The organism is Blastococcus xanthinilyticus, from assembly GCF_008124835.1.
Taxonomy (GTDB): domain Bacteria; phylum Actinomycetota; class Actinomycetes; order Mycobacteriales; family Geodermatophilaceae; genus Blastococcus; species Blastococcus xanthinilyticus.
The window spans coordinates 248,157-263,444 of the sequence record NZ_VNHW01000006.1 but is presented as its reverse complement, the minus strand read 5'-3'; the positions used below and the strand labels follow the sequence as shown (position 1 = coordinate 263,444).

Below are 15,288 nucleotides of genomic sequence, written 5' to 3'. Positions count from 1 at the left end.
GCTGGTGTCGTACTCGATGACGAGGACTCGGATGAACTCACCAGGCACGCCACTGCACACCCCGGCGCTCCGCCGCCGCGGTCGCCGACGCCTCCCCGGCCTGCTCTCCGTCGCCGTCGCGCTGTCCGTCGCCCCGGCCACGGTCGGCGTCGCGTCGGCAGCGCCCCCGCAGGCCGTCGACCCCACGAACCCCGACCTCGGCCCCAACATCACCGTCTTCGACCCGAGCATGCCGGTCGACGACATCCAGGCGACGCTGGATGCCACGTACGCCCAGCAGGTCGACAACGAGATGGGCACCGAGCGGTACGCCTACCTCTTCAAGCCCGGTACGTACGGCACGGACGAGAATCCGCTGCAGATCAAGGTCGGCTACTACACCGAGATCACCGGCCTGGGCGCCTCGCCCACCGATGTCGTCATCAACGGCAAGGTCGAGGTCTACAACCGCTGCCTCGACACCGACCCCGACGGCGAGCCCGGCAACTGCATCGCGCTGGTGAACTTCTGGCGCACGCTGTCCAACCTGACCATCGACGCCAACGGTGCCGGGCAGGACGGCTGCCGCGCCTCGGCGAACTTCTGGGCCGTGTCGCAGGCGGTGTCCCTCCGCCGGCTCAACGTCCTCGCCGGTGACGGGCAACCGCAGTTCTCGCTGATGGACTACTGCACCCGCGGGCCGCACTTCGCCAGCGGTGGCTACATCGCCGACTCGAAGTTCGGCGGCACCGTGGTCAACGGTTCCCAGCAGCAGTGGTACACCCGCGACAGCGAGATCGGCGGCTGGTCCAACGCCGTGTGGAACCAGGTCTTCTCCGGGGTCGTGGGTGCACCTGACGACGCCTCGTTCCCGGACCCGGCGTACACCACGCTCGAGACGACCCCGGTCAGCCGGGAGAAGCCCTACCTCTTCATCGACGAGCAGGGCGCCTACAACGTCCGCGTGCCGGCTGCGCAGACCGGGACCCGCGGCGTCTCGTGGGACGAGGGCATGACCGCCGGCCGCACGATCCCGATCACCGACTTCTTCATCGCGAAGCCGTCGACCTCGGTGCAGGAGATCAACAACCAGCTTGCCCGCGGCAAGAACCTGCTGATCACCCCCGGTGTCTACGACATCGCGAAGAGCATCTCGGTCAAGCGGGCCGACACCGTCGTCCTGGGGCTCGGGCACGCGACGCTCACCGCGGTCGGCGGCTCGATCCCGCTGACGGTGGCCGACGTCCCGGGTGTCGTGGTCGCCGGTGTCACGATCGACGCCGGCACCGTCGAGTCGCCGGTGCTGCTGCAGGTCGGCAAGAAGAACGGCAACAACGGTCGGGCGCACGACGCATCGGCCAACCCGACGACGCTGTCCGACGTCTACTTCCGCGTCGGCGGGCCGCACATCGGCAAGGCGGACATCGCCCTGGAGGTCAACAGCGACGACGTCCTCATCGACCACACCTGGGTGTGGCGCGCCGACCACGGCATCGAGGGCTTCGAAGGGGAGCCCGGCTTCCTCGGTGACGACGTGCGCTGGGAGGTCAACATCGGCCGCAACGGGGTCGTCGTGAACGGTGACGACGTGACCGCCACCGGCCTGTTCGTCGAGCACTTCCAGGAGCACAACACCATCTGGAACGGCGAGAACGGCACGACGGTCCTGTACCAGAACGAGCTGCCCTACGACCCGCCGACCCAGGCGGACTGGCAGGAGCCCGACGGCACGCTCGGCTGGGCGGGCTACAAGGTCGCCGACGACGTGACGACGCACAACCTGTACGGCGGCGGTGTCTACGTCTACAACCGCAACAACCCCGACATCGTCACCGAGATGGGCTTCGAGGTGCCTGTCACCCCGGGCGTCGAGCTGTTCCACGTCATGACCGTGAACCTCGGCGAGGGGACCGTCGAGCACGTGGTCAACGACTGCGGCAGCCAGTCCGACAACAGCAACACCGGTGCGCCCCAGTACGTCATCTCGTACCCGCCGTGCGTCACCCCGGGCGAGGAGTGATCAGCACCAGCACCTGAACCGCACTCCCCGGTGGGCCGGAGCGTTCCGCTCCGGCCCACCGGCCTGTCCGCCACCCGACGGGTCAGGCCGACTCGCGCACCACCAGCCGCAGCACGTCGGCAGGGTGCGGCGGCTCCGGGGCGCCGTCCAGCGCGGCGACCACCGCAGCCGACAGGAAGCGGGCCTGGAGATCCACGGACTGCGAGACGGTGGTCAACGGAGGGGCCGACAGGCGCCCCGCCGGCACGTCGTCGACCCCGATCACGGCGACGTCCTGCGGTACGCGGAGGCCCTCGGCGCGCAGGCCGGCGAGGACCGCCAACGCCACCTCGTCGTTGTACGCAGCCACCGCGGTGGCCGGTGAGGACCCGGTGCGCCAGGCGCGGACGGCCGCAGCCCCGGAGTCGGCGGACACGTCGACCGGCTGGACGCGTGGCGCCGGCAGGCCCGACCGGCGGCACTCCTGGCGCACGCCGGCCAGCCGCGGCGCGGCGAAGCCGGCCACCCGTGGATCGGTCGGCGCGGCGTAGCCGAGCACCCGGTGGCCCTGCGCCGCCAGGTGCTGCACCTGCAGACGTCCCACCTGCATCTGCGGAACCGCGAACGCGCCCGGCCGGCGCAGGTCCTCGTCCTGCACGGTGCCGAGCACCTGGATGCCGGCCCGGCGCATGCCGTCCTCCTCCTCGGCGGTGAACGCGGTGAAGCCGACGACCGCACGCGGCGTCACCGCGCGCCACAGGTCCGACAGCGGCCGGTGGCCCCGGCAGTGGTAGACCAGCACGGACAGGTCCCGGACGGCGAGCTCCTCGGTCAGGTGGTCGAGCAGGGCGTCGATGACCGGACCGACCGGCCAGTCCGGGAGGGCGCACAGCACGAGGTCGCTGCGTCCGCTGCGCAGTGCCCGCGCGGCGGCGGACGGGGCGTAGCCGAGACGGTCGGCGACCGCGCGCACCCGGCGGCGCGTCTCCTCGGAGATCATCGCGCCGGCGGTGTCGTTGAGGACGTAGCTCACCGTGGTGCGCGAGACCCCGCTCTCCCGTGCCACGTCCGCACTGGTGATCCGTGGCAGGGGCACCCCGCCCACCGCGCGGTCCGGCGCGTCCTCGGTCGGGTGCTGAGCCATGACGTTCCTCTTCGGGGAGACGTGTCGCCGCACGGTAGCGCGCGCCGACACCGAGCATCATCGCGCGGCGACACGGAGCGGGCCGCCTCCGGCCCGTACCGGGGCGGACTCCCGGCGGTCTCAGCCCGCCGGCGCGTCGTCGTCGGTCGGCCACACCGGCGTGGGGAGCCCGGCCAGGGTGAGCAGCCGCTCCACCGTCTCCTCGACCACCTCGTCGGTCGGTGGTGCACCGCCTGGCGAGGCCATCAGCCGCCGCACCTCAGCCGGCTCGATCTCGGTGCCGACGGCGTCGCGCACCCAGCGGGTGAAGCCCTCGGCCTCGGCGTCGACGTCGACCGGCACGGAGGCGTCGGGCTCGTCGAAGTAGACGCGGGGCTCGTAGCCGAGGAAGAAGCGTCCGCCCGTCGCATCCGCGGCCCGGTAGTCGACGGTCGCGATGTCGCTGTCGTGGACGTCGACCATGAGGAACGGCACCGCGGTCGGCCTTCCGTTCCGCCACCGTCCCTCGCTGTACACCAGCGTCCCGAAGTACCCCATGCACCCGAGGCTAGTGGTCCCGTCGGGCGCGGCCGTCCGGTCGGACGTCGGCCGTGCGACGGGCACGCGCGACGCCACGATCCACCGGGGCAGACCCGCGGGGAGGCGGACCGTCCACCCCGCGGACCTGCGGTTTCCGCCGGTGGCGGCCCGGTTGGCGCGTCCCGCGGCTGGTCAGACCCTCCCGGTCGGGTTCCGCGACGGCGCCCGCCGTCTGCCCTGGTGGACCGTCACCGGAGGCCACACACCACCACGAAGGACGAGGACGCTGACCATCGACTGGAACCAGCTGCCCACCTACAACACGATCATGTCCGTCGCCGCCGGAGCCGGACTGCTCCTGGTGGCGCTGCTCGGCCGTCAGCTGCTCAAGGACCCGTGCGACGTCCGGCTCGACGGCTACGCGCTCGCCTTCGGCGTCCTCGGAGTCATCCTGACCCTCACCGGGGCGCACATGACCCTGACCTGGCCGCTGGCGCCGACGTTCCCCTTCGACAACATCATCTTCGGCGAGCCGGCGCTCGCCTTCGGTGTCCTGATGCTCGGTGCCGCCGTGCACCTGTGGCGCCGCGGGCGCGTGCTGCTGGAGTCCGCGGACCCTGTCGCCGGGTTCGCACGTGACTATCTGCCGCTGTCGGTCTTCGTCGTCGGCATGGGCCTGGGTGCCTTCGGCATCGCCGTGGCCGGGGTCAACTACACAGTGTTCGCCGCCCCGCCGGCCGAGCCGATCGCCGGCGAGTTCGCCGACGCCCCGATGCTCGAGGCGGTCTTCATCTCGGGCCCTACGTCCTGGTGGGCCTCGGCGCGGTGCTCTTCCCGCTGGTGCTGCGCGCCTGCCGGATGGGCGCGGTGACCACGGTGGTCAGCGTCGCGTGGGGCCTGGCCGGACTGGCCTTCCTGGTGTTCGGCGCGCTGAACTACTTCACCCACATCGGGCTGATCGTCAACACGATGTACCCACCTGGGCAGAGCGGTCAGGTCCGGGCGCGGACCGACTGCTCAAGCGTGGTCGGTGAGCGAGCCCGGCGGGAGGTTCACCACGACCGCCTCCTGGCTGCTGCGCGCGAGGACGACGACGGCCTCCTCCTCGCCCGGGTTCTCCTCGCGGTGCGGGGTCCACGGCGGCACGAAGACGTAGTCGCCCGGCTCCGGGGTCAGCCGCACTTCCTCGCCGTCGCGGGCGAAGACGAACACCGGTCGGCCGGAGACGACGTAGATGCCGGTCTCCGAGTCGCCGTGGTGGTGGTTGGCCGAGGCGGTGCCGGGCGCGACGTGCGCCTGACCCATCCAGACCTTCTCCGCGCCGACGCTCTTGCCGGACACCGCCTCCCGGCGGGTCATGCCGCTGCTCTGACCGGTGTCCCCGGACAGCTCCGCCGCCCGGACGTGCCGCAGCGGTGCGTGCCAGTGGTCGGGAGCGTCGGAGTCCGGTGCCATGCGCGGACGCTAGCGCCGGCCCCCGGCCGACGGCGACCCCAGCGGCCCGGCAGACCTCCGCCGGCGGCTCGGCATCCGGAGGCTCTCGAGCCCGGTGCCGTCGAGGTCGAGCAGCTCGAGGCGCTGCGCCGGAACGTGCATCGATGCTGCCCCAGGGGTACCGCGCAGACCGCAGACCGCAGACCGCAGACCGCCAGAGAACAGGAGCTGACGATGACCACCAAGGTCGAAGAGTCGATCCAGGTCGACGTGCCGGTGAGCACCGCCTACAACCAGTGGACCCAGTTCGAGGACTTCCCACACTTCATGGGCGGGGTCAAGGAGGTCCAGCAGCGCGGTGACCTGCGGCTGCACTGGGTGGCCGAGATCGCAGGAGTCCGGCGGGAGTGGGACGCCGCGATCCTCGAGCAGGTCCCCGACCAGAAGATCAGCTGGGCGGCCACGGGTGGTGCGACCAACGCTGGTGCCGTCCGGTTCGAACCCGCGGGCCCGTCGTCCACGATCGTGCACCTCACCCTGGAGTACGAGCCCGAGGGCCTGGTGGAGCAGGCCGGCGACAAGCTGGGCATCGTGGGCCGGCAGGCGAAGTCGGACCTGCAGAAGTTCAAGGACCTGATCGAGGACGCCGGCTACGCCAGCGGCGCGTGGCGTGGTTCGAAGGACCACGCGGTGAGCGGGCGCACCCCGGACGTGGAGGACGCGGCCATGTCTCGCGGGGACAGCGGCAAGGCGGGCCTGTCGGGGAAGGTCGTGGCCGCAGGCGCCGCCGCGCTGGCGGGGGCCGCGGCCGCCGGCGCGGCGGTGGCCGGGTCGAAGAGCGGCTCGGGGTCCGAGCAGCCGCAGCCGGTGCCGTCGGCGCCCCCGGCGCCGCCGCAGCCCGTGGCGGTCGTGGAGGAGACCCCGGTGGACCGGGCCGCGGCGGAGGAGGTCGAGGTGGTGGTCGAGGAGCCGGTCGCCGAGGGGTACGCCGCCCCGGCGGCTCCCGACGGCGCCGGGTCGACCGCGCGCCGCACCGGCGACCAGGCGTGACCGGAGGCAGCCGCTGAACCGGGCGGTGGGGGACGGATCCTCCCGGCCCCCACCGCCGTCGCTCAGACCGGTCTCAGGGTGAGCCGGCGGCGGCCCTCGTCGGACCGGGCGGTCGCCAGGCGCTCGGCCGACGGGGTGCCGTACTCCGTCGTCCGCTGGCGGGCCGGCCGGCCGATAGCCTCGGCCATCGCCTCGAGCTGGGCGATGGTCTTCAGCGAGCCGTTCTCGCTGCCGGCCATCCGGCTGATCGTCTCCTCCATCAGGGTGCCGCCGAGGTCGTTGGCGCCGCCCTGCAGCACGGTCTGGGTGCCGGCGTCGCCGAGCTTGACCCAGGAGGTCTGGATGTTCGGGATCCGGCCGTGCAGCAGCAGCCGGGCGACCGCGTGCACCGCCCGGTTCTCCCGCACCGTCGGGCCGGGCCGGGCGACGCCGGCCAGGTAGATCGGTGAGCTGTGGTGCACGAACGGCAGCAGCACGAACTCGCTGAAGCCACCGGTGCGGTCCTGCAGCGCGGCCAGCGTCCGCAGGTGCGCCACCCAGTGGGCGGGGGTGTCGACGTGGCCGTACATCATCGTCGACGTCGTCGGCAGGCCCACCTCGTGTGCGGTGCCGATGATCTCCAGCCAGGTCGCCGTGGGCAGCTTCCCCTTGGTGAGCACCCAGCGGACGTCGTCGTCGAGGATCTCCGCGGCCGTGCCGGGCACCGAGTCGAGCCCCGCTTCCTTCAGGCCGGTGAGGAAGTCGCGGAACGACAGGCCGGTGCGGGCGGCGCCGTTCACGATCTCCATGGGCGAGAAGGCGTGCAGGTGGATGCCCGGCCGGCGCTGCTTCACCTCGCGGGCGAGGTCGAGGTAGGCGGTGCCGGGCAGGTCGGGGTGGATGCCGCCCTGCATGCAGATCTCGGTGGCCCCGGCCGCCCACGCCTCGTCCACGCGGTCGCCCACCTGCGCCATCGACAGCGTGTAGGCGTCGGCGTCGGTGCGCCGCTGGGCGAAGGCGCAGAACCGGCAGCCGGTGTAGCAGACGTTGGTGAAGTTGATGTTCCGGTTCACGACGTAGGTGACTGAGTCGCCGTTCACGTCCCGGCGGACGGCGTCCGCCAGCGCTGCCAGGGCGTCCAGGTCAGCGCCGTCGGCGCCCAGCAGCGCGAGGTACTCGGCGTCGGACAGCCCGGCCGGGTCGGTCTCGGCGTGCGCGAGCGCCGCGTGCACCTCGGGGTCGCCGGCGGCCAGCGCCGTCGAGTGCCCGTCGCGGGCGCCGGTCGTCCGGTCGCGGAGCTCGGCCCAGTCGCCGTAGACGGCGTCGAAGTCGCTGCGGCGGTCGCCGGTGCGCCCGACGGTGTCGACCTCGACGTGCAGGTCGACCCGCCCGCTCGCCGCGGCACCCCACGACTCGTCCGGCTCCTGCCAGGGCAGCCCGACCGGCAGCCGTCCCTCGACGGCGAGGCCGTCGGGGCCGGCGAGGGCGTCGACGTGCGGGCGCACCCGCGGGTCCAGCCACGGCTCGGGCTGCTGCACGTACGGCGGCTGGGCAGCCAGCCGCTCGCGGAGGGTGAACCCGGCGTCGGCGGTCAGCTGGGCCAGCTTGTCGATGTTCGGCCAGGGCCGCTCGGGGTTCACGTGGTCCGGCGTCAGCGGGGAGACCCCACCCCAGTCGTCGACGCCGGCCCGCAGCAGCAGCCCGAGCTCGGTGGAGTCGCTCAGGTTCGGCGGTGCCTGCACGCGGGCCTTCGGGCCGAGCAGCAGCCGGGTGACGGCGACGGCCGCGACGTACTCCTGCAGCTCCAGGTCGTCGTGGGCCTGCATCGCGGTGCGCGGCTTGGCCCGGAAGTTCTGGACGATCGTCTCCTGCACGTGCCCGTGCCGGGCGGCCGCGGCCCGGATCTGCAGCACGGCGTCGACCCGCTCGGCGTAGTCCTCGCCGATGCCCAGCAGCACGCCGGTGGTGAACGGGACGGCGGAGCGCCCGGCGTCCTCCAGCACCCGCAGCCGGACGGCGGGCTCCTTGTCGGGGCTGCCGAAGTGCGGGCCACCCTTCTCCGACCAGAGACGGGTCGCCGTCGTCTCGAGCATCATCCCCATCGACGCCGACACCGGCTTGAGCCGCTGGATCTCCTCCCACGACAGCACGCCGGGGTTGAGGTGGGGGAGCAGGCCGGTCTCCTCGAGCACCCGGATCGCCATGGCGCGCAGGTAGCCCAGCGTGGAGTCGAAGCCGTGCGCCTCCAGCCACTCCGCCGCGACCGGCCAGCGGTCCTCCGGGCGGTCGCCGAGGGTGAACAGCGCCTCCTTGCAGCCCAGCGCCGCACCGGCCCGCGCGATGTCGAGCACCTCGTCGGGGGAGAGGTAGGGCGCCTTCCCCTCCTGGCGCAGCTGACCGGGGGTGGTGACGAACGTGCAGTAGTGGCAGCGGTCGCGGCACAGGTGGGTGAGCGGGATGAAGACCTTGCGGCTGTAGGTGACCACGCCCGGCCGCCCGGCCGAGGCCAGCCCGGCGTCGCGCACCCGTGCGGCGGCGGTGAGCAGCCGGTCCAGCGGCTCGCCGTCGCCCAGCCCGCGCGCGTGCAGCAGCGTCTCGGCCTCGACCGCGTCGAGGGTCACGCCGCGTTCGGCGCGCACGAGGACACGGCGGAGGGCGGACTCGGACGGTGCAGGCAGGGCGCTCATAGCGGGTCCGACGCTAGACCGCCGGAATGACGGCGGCGTTGCCGACCCGGCTCATGGTGGGTCCGCCGAGGGTCTGCCTCTGCCCACCCGGGTGGGCAGAGGCAGACTGCCCGGAGAACCGGACCTGGCCAGGCGCCGCGTGCCCGGGAGCCTCACGGCGCGACCTCCGCGCGGGTCGCCGCGCTGCCCGCGGCGGGCGGCACGGACCTTCAGCGCAGGGCATCCGCGACCGCCGCGGCGGCGCGGGCGACGAGCGCGTCGTCGTGCTCGGCGTCCGCGGTGTCCCGGCTGGAGAGGACGGCCAGCACGATCGGCGCGCCGTCCGGAGGCCAGACCACGGCGATGTCGTTGCGGGTCCCGTAGCCGCCGGCGCCGGACTTGGCCGCGACGTCCCAGCCGGCGGGCACGCCCGCCTCGATCAGGGTCGCGCCGGTGACGGTGTCCCGCATCCAGCCGGTGAGGAGGTCCCGATCCGCGGGCTCCAGCGCGCCGTCGAGCAGGAACGCCCGGAGGTCCGCGGCCAGCGCCCGCGGCGTGCTGGTGTCCCGCTCGTCGCCGGGGACCGCCTCGTTCAGCTCGGTCTCGGTGCGGTCGGCGCGGGTGACGTCGTCCCCCAGCTCGCGCAGCGCCCGCTCGAGACCGACCGGACCGCCGAGCCGGGCGAGCAGCAGGTTGGCGGCGGTGTTGTCGCTCTGGCCGACCGCGGCCGCCAGCAGGTCGCGCAGGGGCAGCCCGGCACCGGCGTGCTGCCCGGTCACCGGCGAGTGGGCGACCAGGTCGGCCGCGGCGTAGGGGACCAGCTCGTCGAGCTCGGCCGGAGACGTCCGGTCCAGGACGGCGGCGGCCGACAGCGCCTTGTGCGTGGAGGCGAACGCGAACCGCTCGTCCGCGCGGTGCGCCACGGTCCGCCCCGTCCCGGTGTCGACGGCGAAGACCCCGAGCCGGGCGCCGAACTCGGCCTCCAGCTGGGCGAGATCCGCCGAGACGTCGACCGGGACGTCGGCCGCTGGGGCCGACGTCCCGGGAGCCGGGGACGCCGACGTCCCGGCCGGCTCCGCCGGAGCCGCCGGCGCGCCGCTCGAGCAGCCGCCGAGCAGCGCGATCAGCAGGACGGCGCCGGCCGCCCGGCCGGCCCTCACACGTCGCGGCGCTGGAACGACAGCGCGGTCAGCCCCAGGACCACCGCGACCCACACCGCCGCCCACGCGAGGTAGGCCGGCGTGGGTGCGGCGTCGCTCAGGAACGGGAAGCCGCCCTCGGGGCCCATCTGGATCAGCGCCGACGGGTCCTGGAAGGCGTTCATCGCGCCGCGCCACAGGCCGTCGGTGGGCAGCAGCATCCGCGAGACGCTGCCCACCCGCTCCACGCCCTCGTTGCCCAGCGCGCCACCGATGCCGCCGACGACACCGGCGACCCAGGTCGCGCCGAACAGGCCGACCGCGACGATGCCCGACGCCATCGGGGAGATGACGCTGGACAGCAGCAGCGCCAGGCTCAGCAGCACGATCGTCTCGGCCGCGAGCAGGGCGAGCCCGCCGGCGGGTGACGGCGGCCAGTAGCCGACGACGCCCCGCACGACGAGCAGCTGCGCCAGGCCGGCGAGCACCACGTAGCCGCAGCCGAAGGTGAGCAGGCCCAGCCACTTGCCGAGCAGCACCGACGACCGGCGCACCGGCCGGGCCAGCAGCGCCAGCGCCTGCCCCGACTCCACCTCGCCGGCGAGGGTCGGCCCGGCCAGGAACGCCGTGCCGATCGCCGCGATCAGGCTGAAGCCGAACATGATCAGGTTGATCAGCATCGAGGCGACCAGGCGGGCCTCACCGCTGGTCAGCGTGCCGAGCTCGGTGTCCAGGCCGATCAGCCGGGAGAAGCCCCAGCCGCTGAGCGCGAGCAGCACCACGGTCAGGATCAGCAGCGCCCAGACGACCTTGCGCCGGAACGCCTCGCGCAGGGTGAGCCCGGCGATGGTCAGGACGATCACGTGTCCTCCTCGCTGGCGCTCGTCGGCCCCGTGCTCGGCGATGCTGTGCTCATGCGTGACCTCGCGAGCTCGGTCACGTGGCGGGCCTCCTCGCCGGCGGGCTCCTCGTGCCCGGGCTCCTGGTGCCCGGGCACCTCGTGCCGCAGCACGGCGAGCAGCCGTTCCTCCAGGCTGATCCGCACCGGCTCCACGGCGTGCACTCGGACGCCGAGAGCCACCAGGTCGCGCACCAGGTCCGGCACGGTGACGCCGTCGTCCTCCGACGCCAGCGCCACGGTGAACCAGTCGCCGCTGCGGGCCAGCGACCCCGCGGCCCGCATGCGCTCCTCCGCGCGCGCGTCGACGTCGGCCAGGTGCAGCCGCACCTCGCGCTGCCCCAGCAGCTCCGCCAGGGTGCCCGAGGCCGCCACCCGGCCCTCGTCGAGGATCACCACCCGGTCGCACACCCGCTCCACCTCGCCGATCAGGTGCGAGTTGAGCAGCACGGCCACGCCGCGGGCCTTCAGCTCCAGCACGAGGTCGCGGACGTCGACCCGGCCGACCGGGTCCAGCGCGCTGGTGGGCTCGTCGAGGACGACGAGCTGCGGCCGGGCGACCAGCGCGACGGCGAGGCCGAGCCGCTGCTGCATGCCCTTGGAGAAGCCGCCCACCCGGTCGCCGGTCCGCTGCGCGAGACCCACCCGGGCCAGGCACTCCCGCCGCTCGGAGGCACCGACGTCGGCGCCGGCCAGCTTCACGTGCAGGTCGAGCACCTCGGCCGCGGTGAGCCACGGCTGGTAGCGGAACAGCTCGGGGAGGTAGCCGACCGCGGCGCGGGACCGGGGGTCGGTGGACCGGCGGCCCAGGAGCAGCACCTCGCCGGCGTCGGGGCGGACGAGCCCCAGGAGCATCTTGATGACGCTGGTCTTGCCGGCACCGTTGGGTCCCAGCAGGCCGAGCACCTCGCCGCGGGCCACCGAGAAGGAGACGTCGTCCACGGCGGTCCGGCGTCCGTACCGCTTGCGCAGCCCGGAGCACCAGACCGCCGGGGACGGCGGCAGCTCGGCGAGCGCACCGGCCGTGGTGGAGGAGGTCACGCGGGCGACGGTATCGGCGTCAGCCGAGGTCACGGGCGACCGACAGCAGCTCGTCGGCGCTCAGCGAGCCGGCGACGCCGGTCAGCACGCCGTCCTCCACCCAGACCACTCCGGCGAAGAGCCCGTCGCGCGAGGTGAGCACGGTCGCCTCCGCGCCGTCGACGTCGGCCGTGGAGCTGGTCACCAGCTCCGCGGGCACGGGCAGCGGCAGCGTGGCCGCGTCCGTGGAGAGGCTGCGCAGCTGGTCGGCGAGCCCGGCGGGCAGCCCGGGGAGCGACAGGAGGTAGTCCCGGACGGTCTCGAACGGCACGCCCGAGGAGTAGACCGTCGGCGCCCCGGCCCGGGCGACGACGAGCGTGGGAACGCCGGTCGGCTGGGTCCAGACGGCCGCGACCCCGGGACCGGCCTGCAGCCGCAGCCGGCTGCCGTCCAGCCCCGCCGGCGGCGGCGGCAGGACCTCGCCCTCGGCGGCCGCGGCCTGGGCGGCCTTGTCGGCGGAGAAGGTGAAGGTGGCGCTCATCTGCCCGGCGGCCAGGTACGAGGGGTCGCCGCTCACGCCCGCGGGCAGGTCGCCCACCTCGGGGACGTCGAGGCCGGTCCGCTCCCGCGCGGTCGCGGCGTCGGCCACCTGCTCCGGCTCCGGCGCCTGGGTGAACTCCAGGTCGCCGTAGGCGGAGAGGTCGGGGATCTGCACCAGGTCCGTGGAGGTGATCGCGACCGGGTCGACCCGCTCGGCGGAGAAGATCGGCAGCCAGTCGTTGGCCGCGGCCACGCCGGCGCCGGTGAGCAGCGCCACCGCGCCGGCGGCGGCGATCGCCGGGCGGCCCATCCGCGTGCTCCACCGGCGCCGGGCGGCGGCGGCCGCCGGCCGGCGCGCGGCCGCCGCCGCCGGGGCGGATGCGGTCGCGGAGAACCGCGCCCAGGCGGCGTCGGCGTCCGCGCTGCCGGACGGGGCGAGCGCGGCGCCCACCAGGTCGGCATCGGCGCGCACGGAGTCCAGCGCGCGCAGGCAGTCGGGGCAGCCGGCGACGTGGGCGCGGTCGTCGTCGGTCACGCCGGCCGGCTCGTCGACCAGTCGGCGCAGCACGCCCTCACTCGGGTGACGCATGGCGGTTCAGCTCCTTGAGCAGCACGGATTCGGCGCGGCGCACGGTGGTGCCCACGCTTCCTGGGGACATGTCGAGTGCGGTGGCGACCTCGGCGTAGCTCAGCCCGCTGTGCCGGAGCACGAGGGCGGCGGCCTGCTTGTGCGGCAGCCGGGCGAGCGCCGCCCGGACCGAGCTGCGCTCGTCCCGGGTGATCACGAGGTCGGCGGTGTCGGGGACGACGGCCGGGCCGTCCCCGGCGAGCTCCTCCCGGGCGCTGCGGCGGCGGCCCGAGCGGAGCAGGTTGAGCGCGGTGTGGGTGGCGGCGACGGTCAGCCAGCCGCCGGCCTCCTCGGCCGGCACCGCGGACCGGCCGAAGGACAGGAAGACCTCCTGGGCGACGTCCTCGGCGGAGTCGCGCGAGCCCAGCACCCGGGCGGCGACGGCGACCACCCGCGGGTAGTTGCCGCGGAAGACCTCCTCGAGGTCGGGCCGCACCGCACCGCGCGACCCTGCTGCCGGCACGTCGCCCACCCCTCCGACCCGGCCCAGCGGACCGGGGAATGTCAGGACGGCCGCGGGTGCCGACCGCCCGTTCCGTACGAGGTCCATGTACCGATAGCACCGCCGGGCCCGCGGATGTGACACCCGGCGCCGGATCCCTCGCGCTGCCCCCGCGGCAGCCGGCCGGTCACTCCGCCCACCGGGGCGAGGTCGTCCGCGGCGGGGTCAGCGTCGCCTCGGTGACGACCAGCCGCGGCGCTCGGCTGGACAGGGCCGCGCCCAGCGCCTTCGCCAGCGGCTCGCCGAGCCCGGTGACCCGCGTCGCCGGGATGCCGAAGGACTCGGCGAGCGCGGCGAAGTCGGGGCGGAGGAGGTCGACGCCGCGGTGCTCGTCCCCGGCGTGGTCCTGGTCGTAGCGGAGCATGCCGTAGCCGCCGTCGTCGACGACGAGGACCGTGACCGGCAGGTTCTCCTGGGCGATGGTCGCCAGCTCACCCACGGCGAACATGAAGCCGCCGTCGCCGCAGACGGCGAGCACCGGCCGGTCGCCGAGTACCCCGGGGCCGACCGAGGCGGGCAGGGCGTACCCGAGCGTTCCCCAGCCGACGGGGTACTGGAGCGTCCGGGGCCCCCGGACCGTGCCGTAGCCGCCGAACCAGTAGCCGGGGATCGCCATGTCGGCCACGACGACCGTGCCCTCCGGCGTCGCGGTGTGCAGCGATCCGAGCAGCTCCAGCCCGGCCGCGGCACGGGGATCGGCGGACAGTCGGGTCCAGCAGCGCTCGCGCACCTCGCGCACCCGGCCGGCTCCCGCGGGCCGCGGCCCGGTCGGGAGGGCGAGCAGCGCCCGCAGCGCCTCCCTGGCGTCGCCGAGCACCGCGACGTCGAACGGGTAGTTCTTGGTGAGATCCTCGGCCGCGCAGTTGATCGTGGCCATGGCCCGGGGCAACGGCATGGACCAGTTGCGGGTCATCATCCCGTCGAAGTCGCTGCCGATGCCGATCAGCAGGTCGGCGCCGGCCACCAGGTCGGCGATCTCGGGCTCGTGCGGGGGCAGCCCCACCAGGTGCGGGGAGTCCGGCGGCAGGATGCCGCGGGCGGTGTAGGTAGTGACGACGGGCGCCTGCAGCCGCTCCGCGAGCGCCGCCACCTCCTCGGCCGCGTCGGCCTGGACGGCGCCACCGCCGACCCACAGGACCACCGACGGCGACGCCTCCACCAGCTCGTGCAGGGCCCGGACGGCGGCGTCGTCCGGGGCGACCCGGGCGATCGGGAGCGGGGGGACGGCCGGACCGGGCCGGTTCAGCACATCGGTGGGGATGTCGACGTAGACCGGACCCCGCGGGCTGGTCATGGCCGTGCGGATGGCCTCGGCGACGGCGGCGCACGCGTCCTCCGCCGTCCGCGGCCGGAACACCGCCTTCGCCAGGGGCTCGAAGATGCCGGCCTGGTCGCGGCACTCGTGCAGGATGCCGCGGGACACCCCCGGGCGGGTCAGCGCCGTCGACACCTCGCTGGCCACGAGGACCAGCGGGGTGCCCGAGGCGGCGGCCTCGCCGAAGGCCCCCGCGGCGTTCGCGGCGCCGGGACCGGTCGTGGTCAGGGCGACCCCGAGGCCGCCGGTGGCGCGGGCGAGGCCGTCGGCGGCGTAGACCGCCGTCTGCTCGTGCCGGACCCCGACGATCCGGGGCAGGCCCGGGCCGGTCTCCCGCCAGAACGACAGGTTGTGCACCCCGGGGAGCCCGAAGGCGGTCTGCACACCGGCGGCGGCGAACGCTTCCAGGACCCGTCTCGCGACGGACTGCGACGAACTCATCAGGGAGCCTCTCTGCCGGGCGGTCCGGGGTCGGA

The 15,288-nt window shown here is 74.4% G+C and carries 13 protein-coding genes; 3 read left to right on the top strand and 10 right to left on the bottom strand.

Annotated elements, in window-relative coordinates; translation table 11 throughout:
• Window positions 1-31: 31 nt before the first annotated feature.
• Window positions 32-1,999, top strand: a complete 1,968-nt coding sequence (locus tag BD833_RS11740; protein WP_166533297.1) for a glycosyl hydrolase family 28-related protein — start codon at window positions 32-34, stop codon at window positions 1,997-1,999.
• 82 nt (window positions 2,000-2,081) lie between these two features.
• On the opposite strand, the gene BD833_RS11735 is transcribed toward BD833_RS11740, so the two are convergent.
• Both BD833_RS11735 and BD833_RS11730 read right to left on the bottom strand, forming a co-directional pair.
• Window positions 2,082-3,122, bottom strand: a complete 1,041-nt coding sequence (locus BD833_RS11735; protein WP_208092606.1) for a LacI family DNA-binding transcriptional regulator — start codon at window positions 3,120-3,122, stop codon at window positions 2,082-2,084.
• Between the two features lie 120 nt (window positions 3,123-3,242).
• Entirely contained in the window at window positions 3,243-3,659 is a 417-nt protein-coding gene (locus BD833_RS11730; protein WP_166533296.1) for a hypothetical protein, read from the bottom strand.
• Window positions 3,660-3,969: 310 nt separating this feature from the next.
• On the opposite strand from BD833_RS11730, the gene BD833_RS23400 reads away from it, so the two are divergent.
• Window positions 3,970-4,512, top strand: a complete 543-nt coding sequence (locus tag BD833_RS23400) for a DUF981 family protein (RefSeq protein WP_208092605.1) — start codon at window positions 3,970-3,972, stop codon at window positions 4,510-4,512.
• A 146-nt stretch (window positions 4,513-4,658) separates the two neighbouring features.
• Here the strand turns inward: BD833_RS23400 and BD833_RS11720 are convergent, their stop codons facing one another.
• A complete protein-coding gene (locus tag BD833_RS11720; RefSeq protein ID WP_166533352.1) occupies window positions 4,659-5,096 on the bottom strand; it encodes a cupin domain-containing protein in 438 nt (145 codons plus the stop codon).
• Window positions 5,097-5,309: 213 nt separating this feature from the next.
• On the opposite strand from BD833_RS11720, the gene BD833_RS11715 reads away from it, so the two are divergent.
• Entirely contained in the window at window positions 5,310-6,125 is an 816-nt protein-coding gene (locus tag BD833_RS11715) for an SRPBCC family protein (protein WP_166533351.1), read from the top strand.
• Window positions 6,126-6,187: 62 nt separating this feature from the next.
• On the opposite strand, the gene BD833_RS11710 is transcribed toward BD833_RS11715, so the two are convergent.
• From BD833_RS11710 to BD833_RS11680, 7 genes are all read right to left on the bottom strand, one after another.
• Window positions 6,188-8,791 (bottom strand): bifunctional FO biosynthesis protein CofGH, encoded by a 2,604-nt coding sequence (locus BD833_RS11710; protein WP_166533295.1) that lies wholly within the window; start codon window positions 8,789-8,791, stop codon window positions 6,188-6,190.
• Window positions 8,792-9,000: 209 nt separating this feature from the next.
• The gene (gene bla / locus BD833_RS11705) at window positions 9,001-9,984 is read right to left on the bottom strand and encodes a class A beta-lactamase (protein ID WP_424945170.1); all 984 of its coding nucleotides are present in this window, start codon (window positions 9,982-9,984) and stop codon (window positions 9,001-9,003) included.
• A complete protein-coding gene (locus BD833_RS11700) occupies window positions 9,927-10,772 on the bottom strand; it encodes an ABC transporter permease (RefSeq protein WP_166533293.1) in 846 nt (281 codons plus the stop codon). The genes bla and BD833_RS11700 overlap by 58 nt, the downstream gene beginning before the upstream one ends.
• Window positions 10,769-11,848: an ABC transporter ATP-binding protein gene (locus BD833_RS11695; protein WP_243737606.1), complete on the bottom strand. Its 1,080-nt coding sequence runs from the start codon at window positions 11,846-11,848 to the stop codon at window positions 10,769-10,771. The genes BD833_RS11700 and BD833_RS11695 overlap by 4 nt, the downstream gene beginning before the upstream one ends.
• 19 nt (window positions 11,849-11,867) lie before the next feature.
• Window positions 11,868-12,956, bottom strand: a complete 1,089-nt coding sequence (locus BD833_RS11690; RefSeq protein ID WP_166533292.1) for a hypothetical protein — start codon at window positions 12,954-12,956, stop codon at window positions 11,868-11,870.
• A complete protein-coding gene (locus tag BD833_RS11685) occupies window positions 12,940-13,458 on the bottom strand; it encodes a sigma-70 family RNA polymerase sigma factor (protein ID WP_243737605.1) in 519 nt (172 codons plus the stop codon). Before BD833_RS11685 ends, BD833_RS11690 begins: the two co-directional genes overlap by 17 nt.
• Before the next feature lie 166 nt (window positions 13,459-13,624).
• Window positions 13,625-15,253 carry a thiamine pyrophosphate-binding protein gene (locus tag BD833_RS11680; protein WP_166533290.1) on the bottom strand — a complete coding sequence of 543 codons (1,629 nt, stop codon included), beginning with the start codon at window positions 15,251-15,253 and terminating at the stop codon, window positions 13,625-13,627.
• Window positions 15,254-15,288 lie beyond the last annotated feature (35 nt).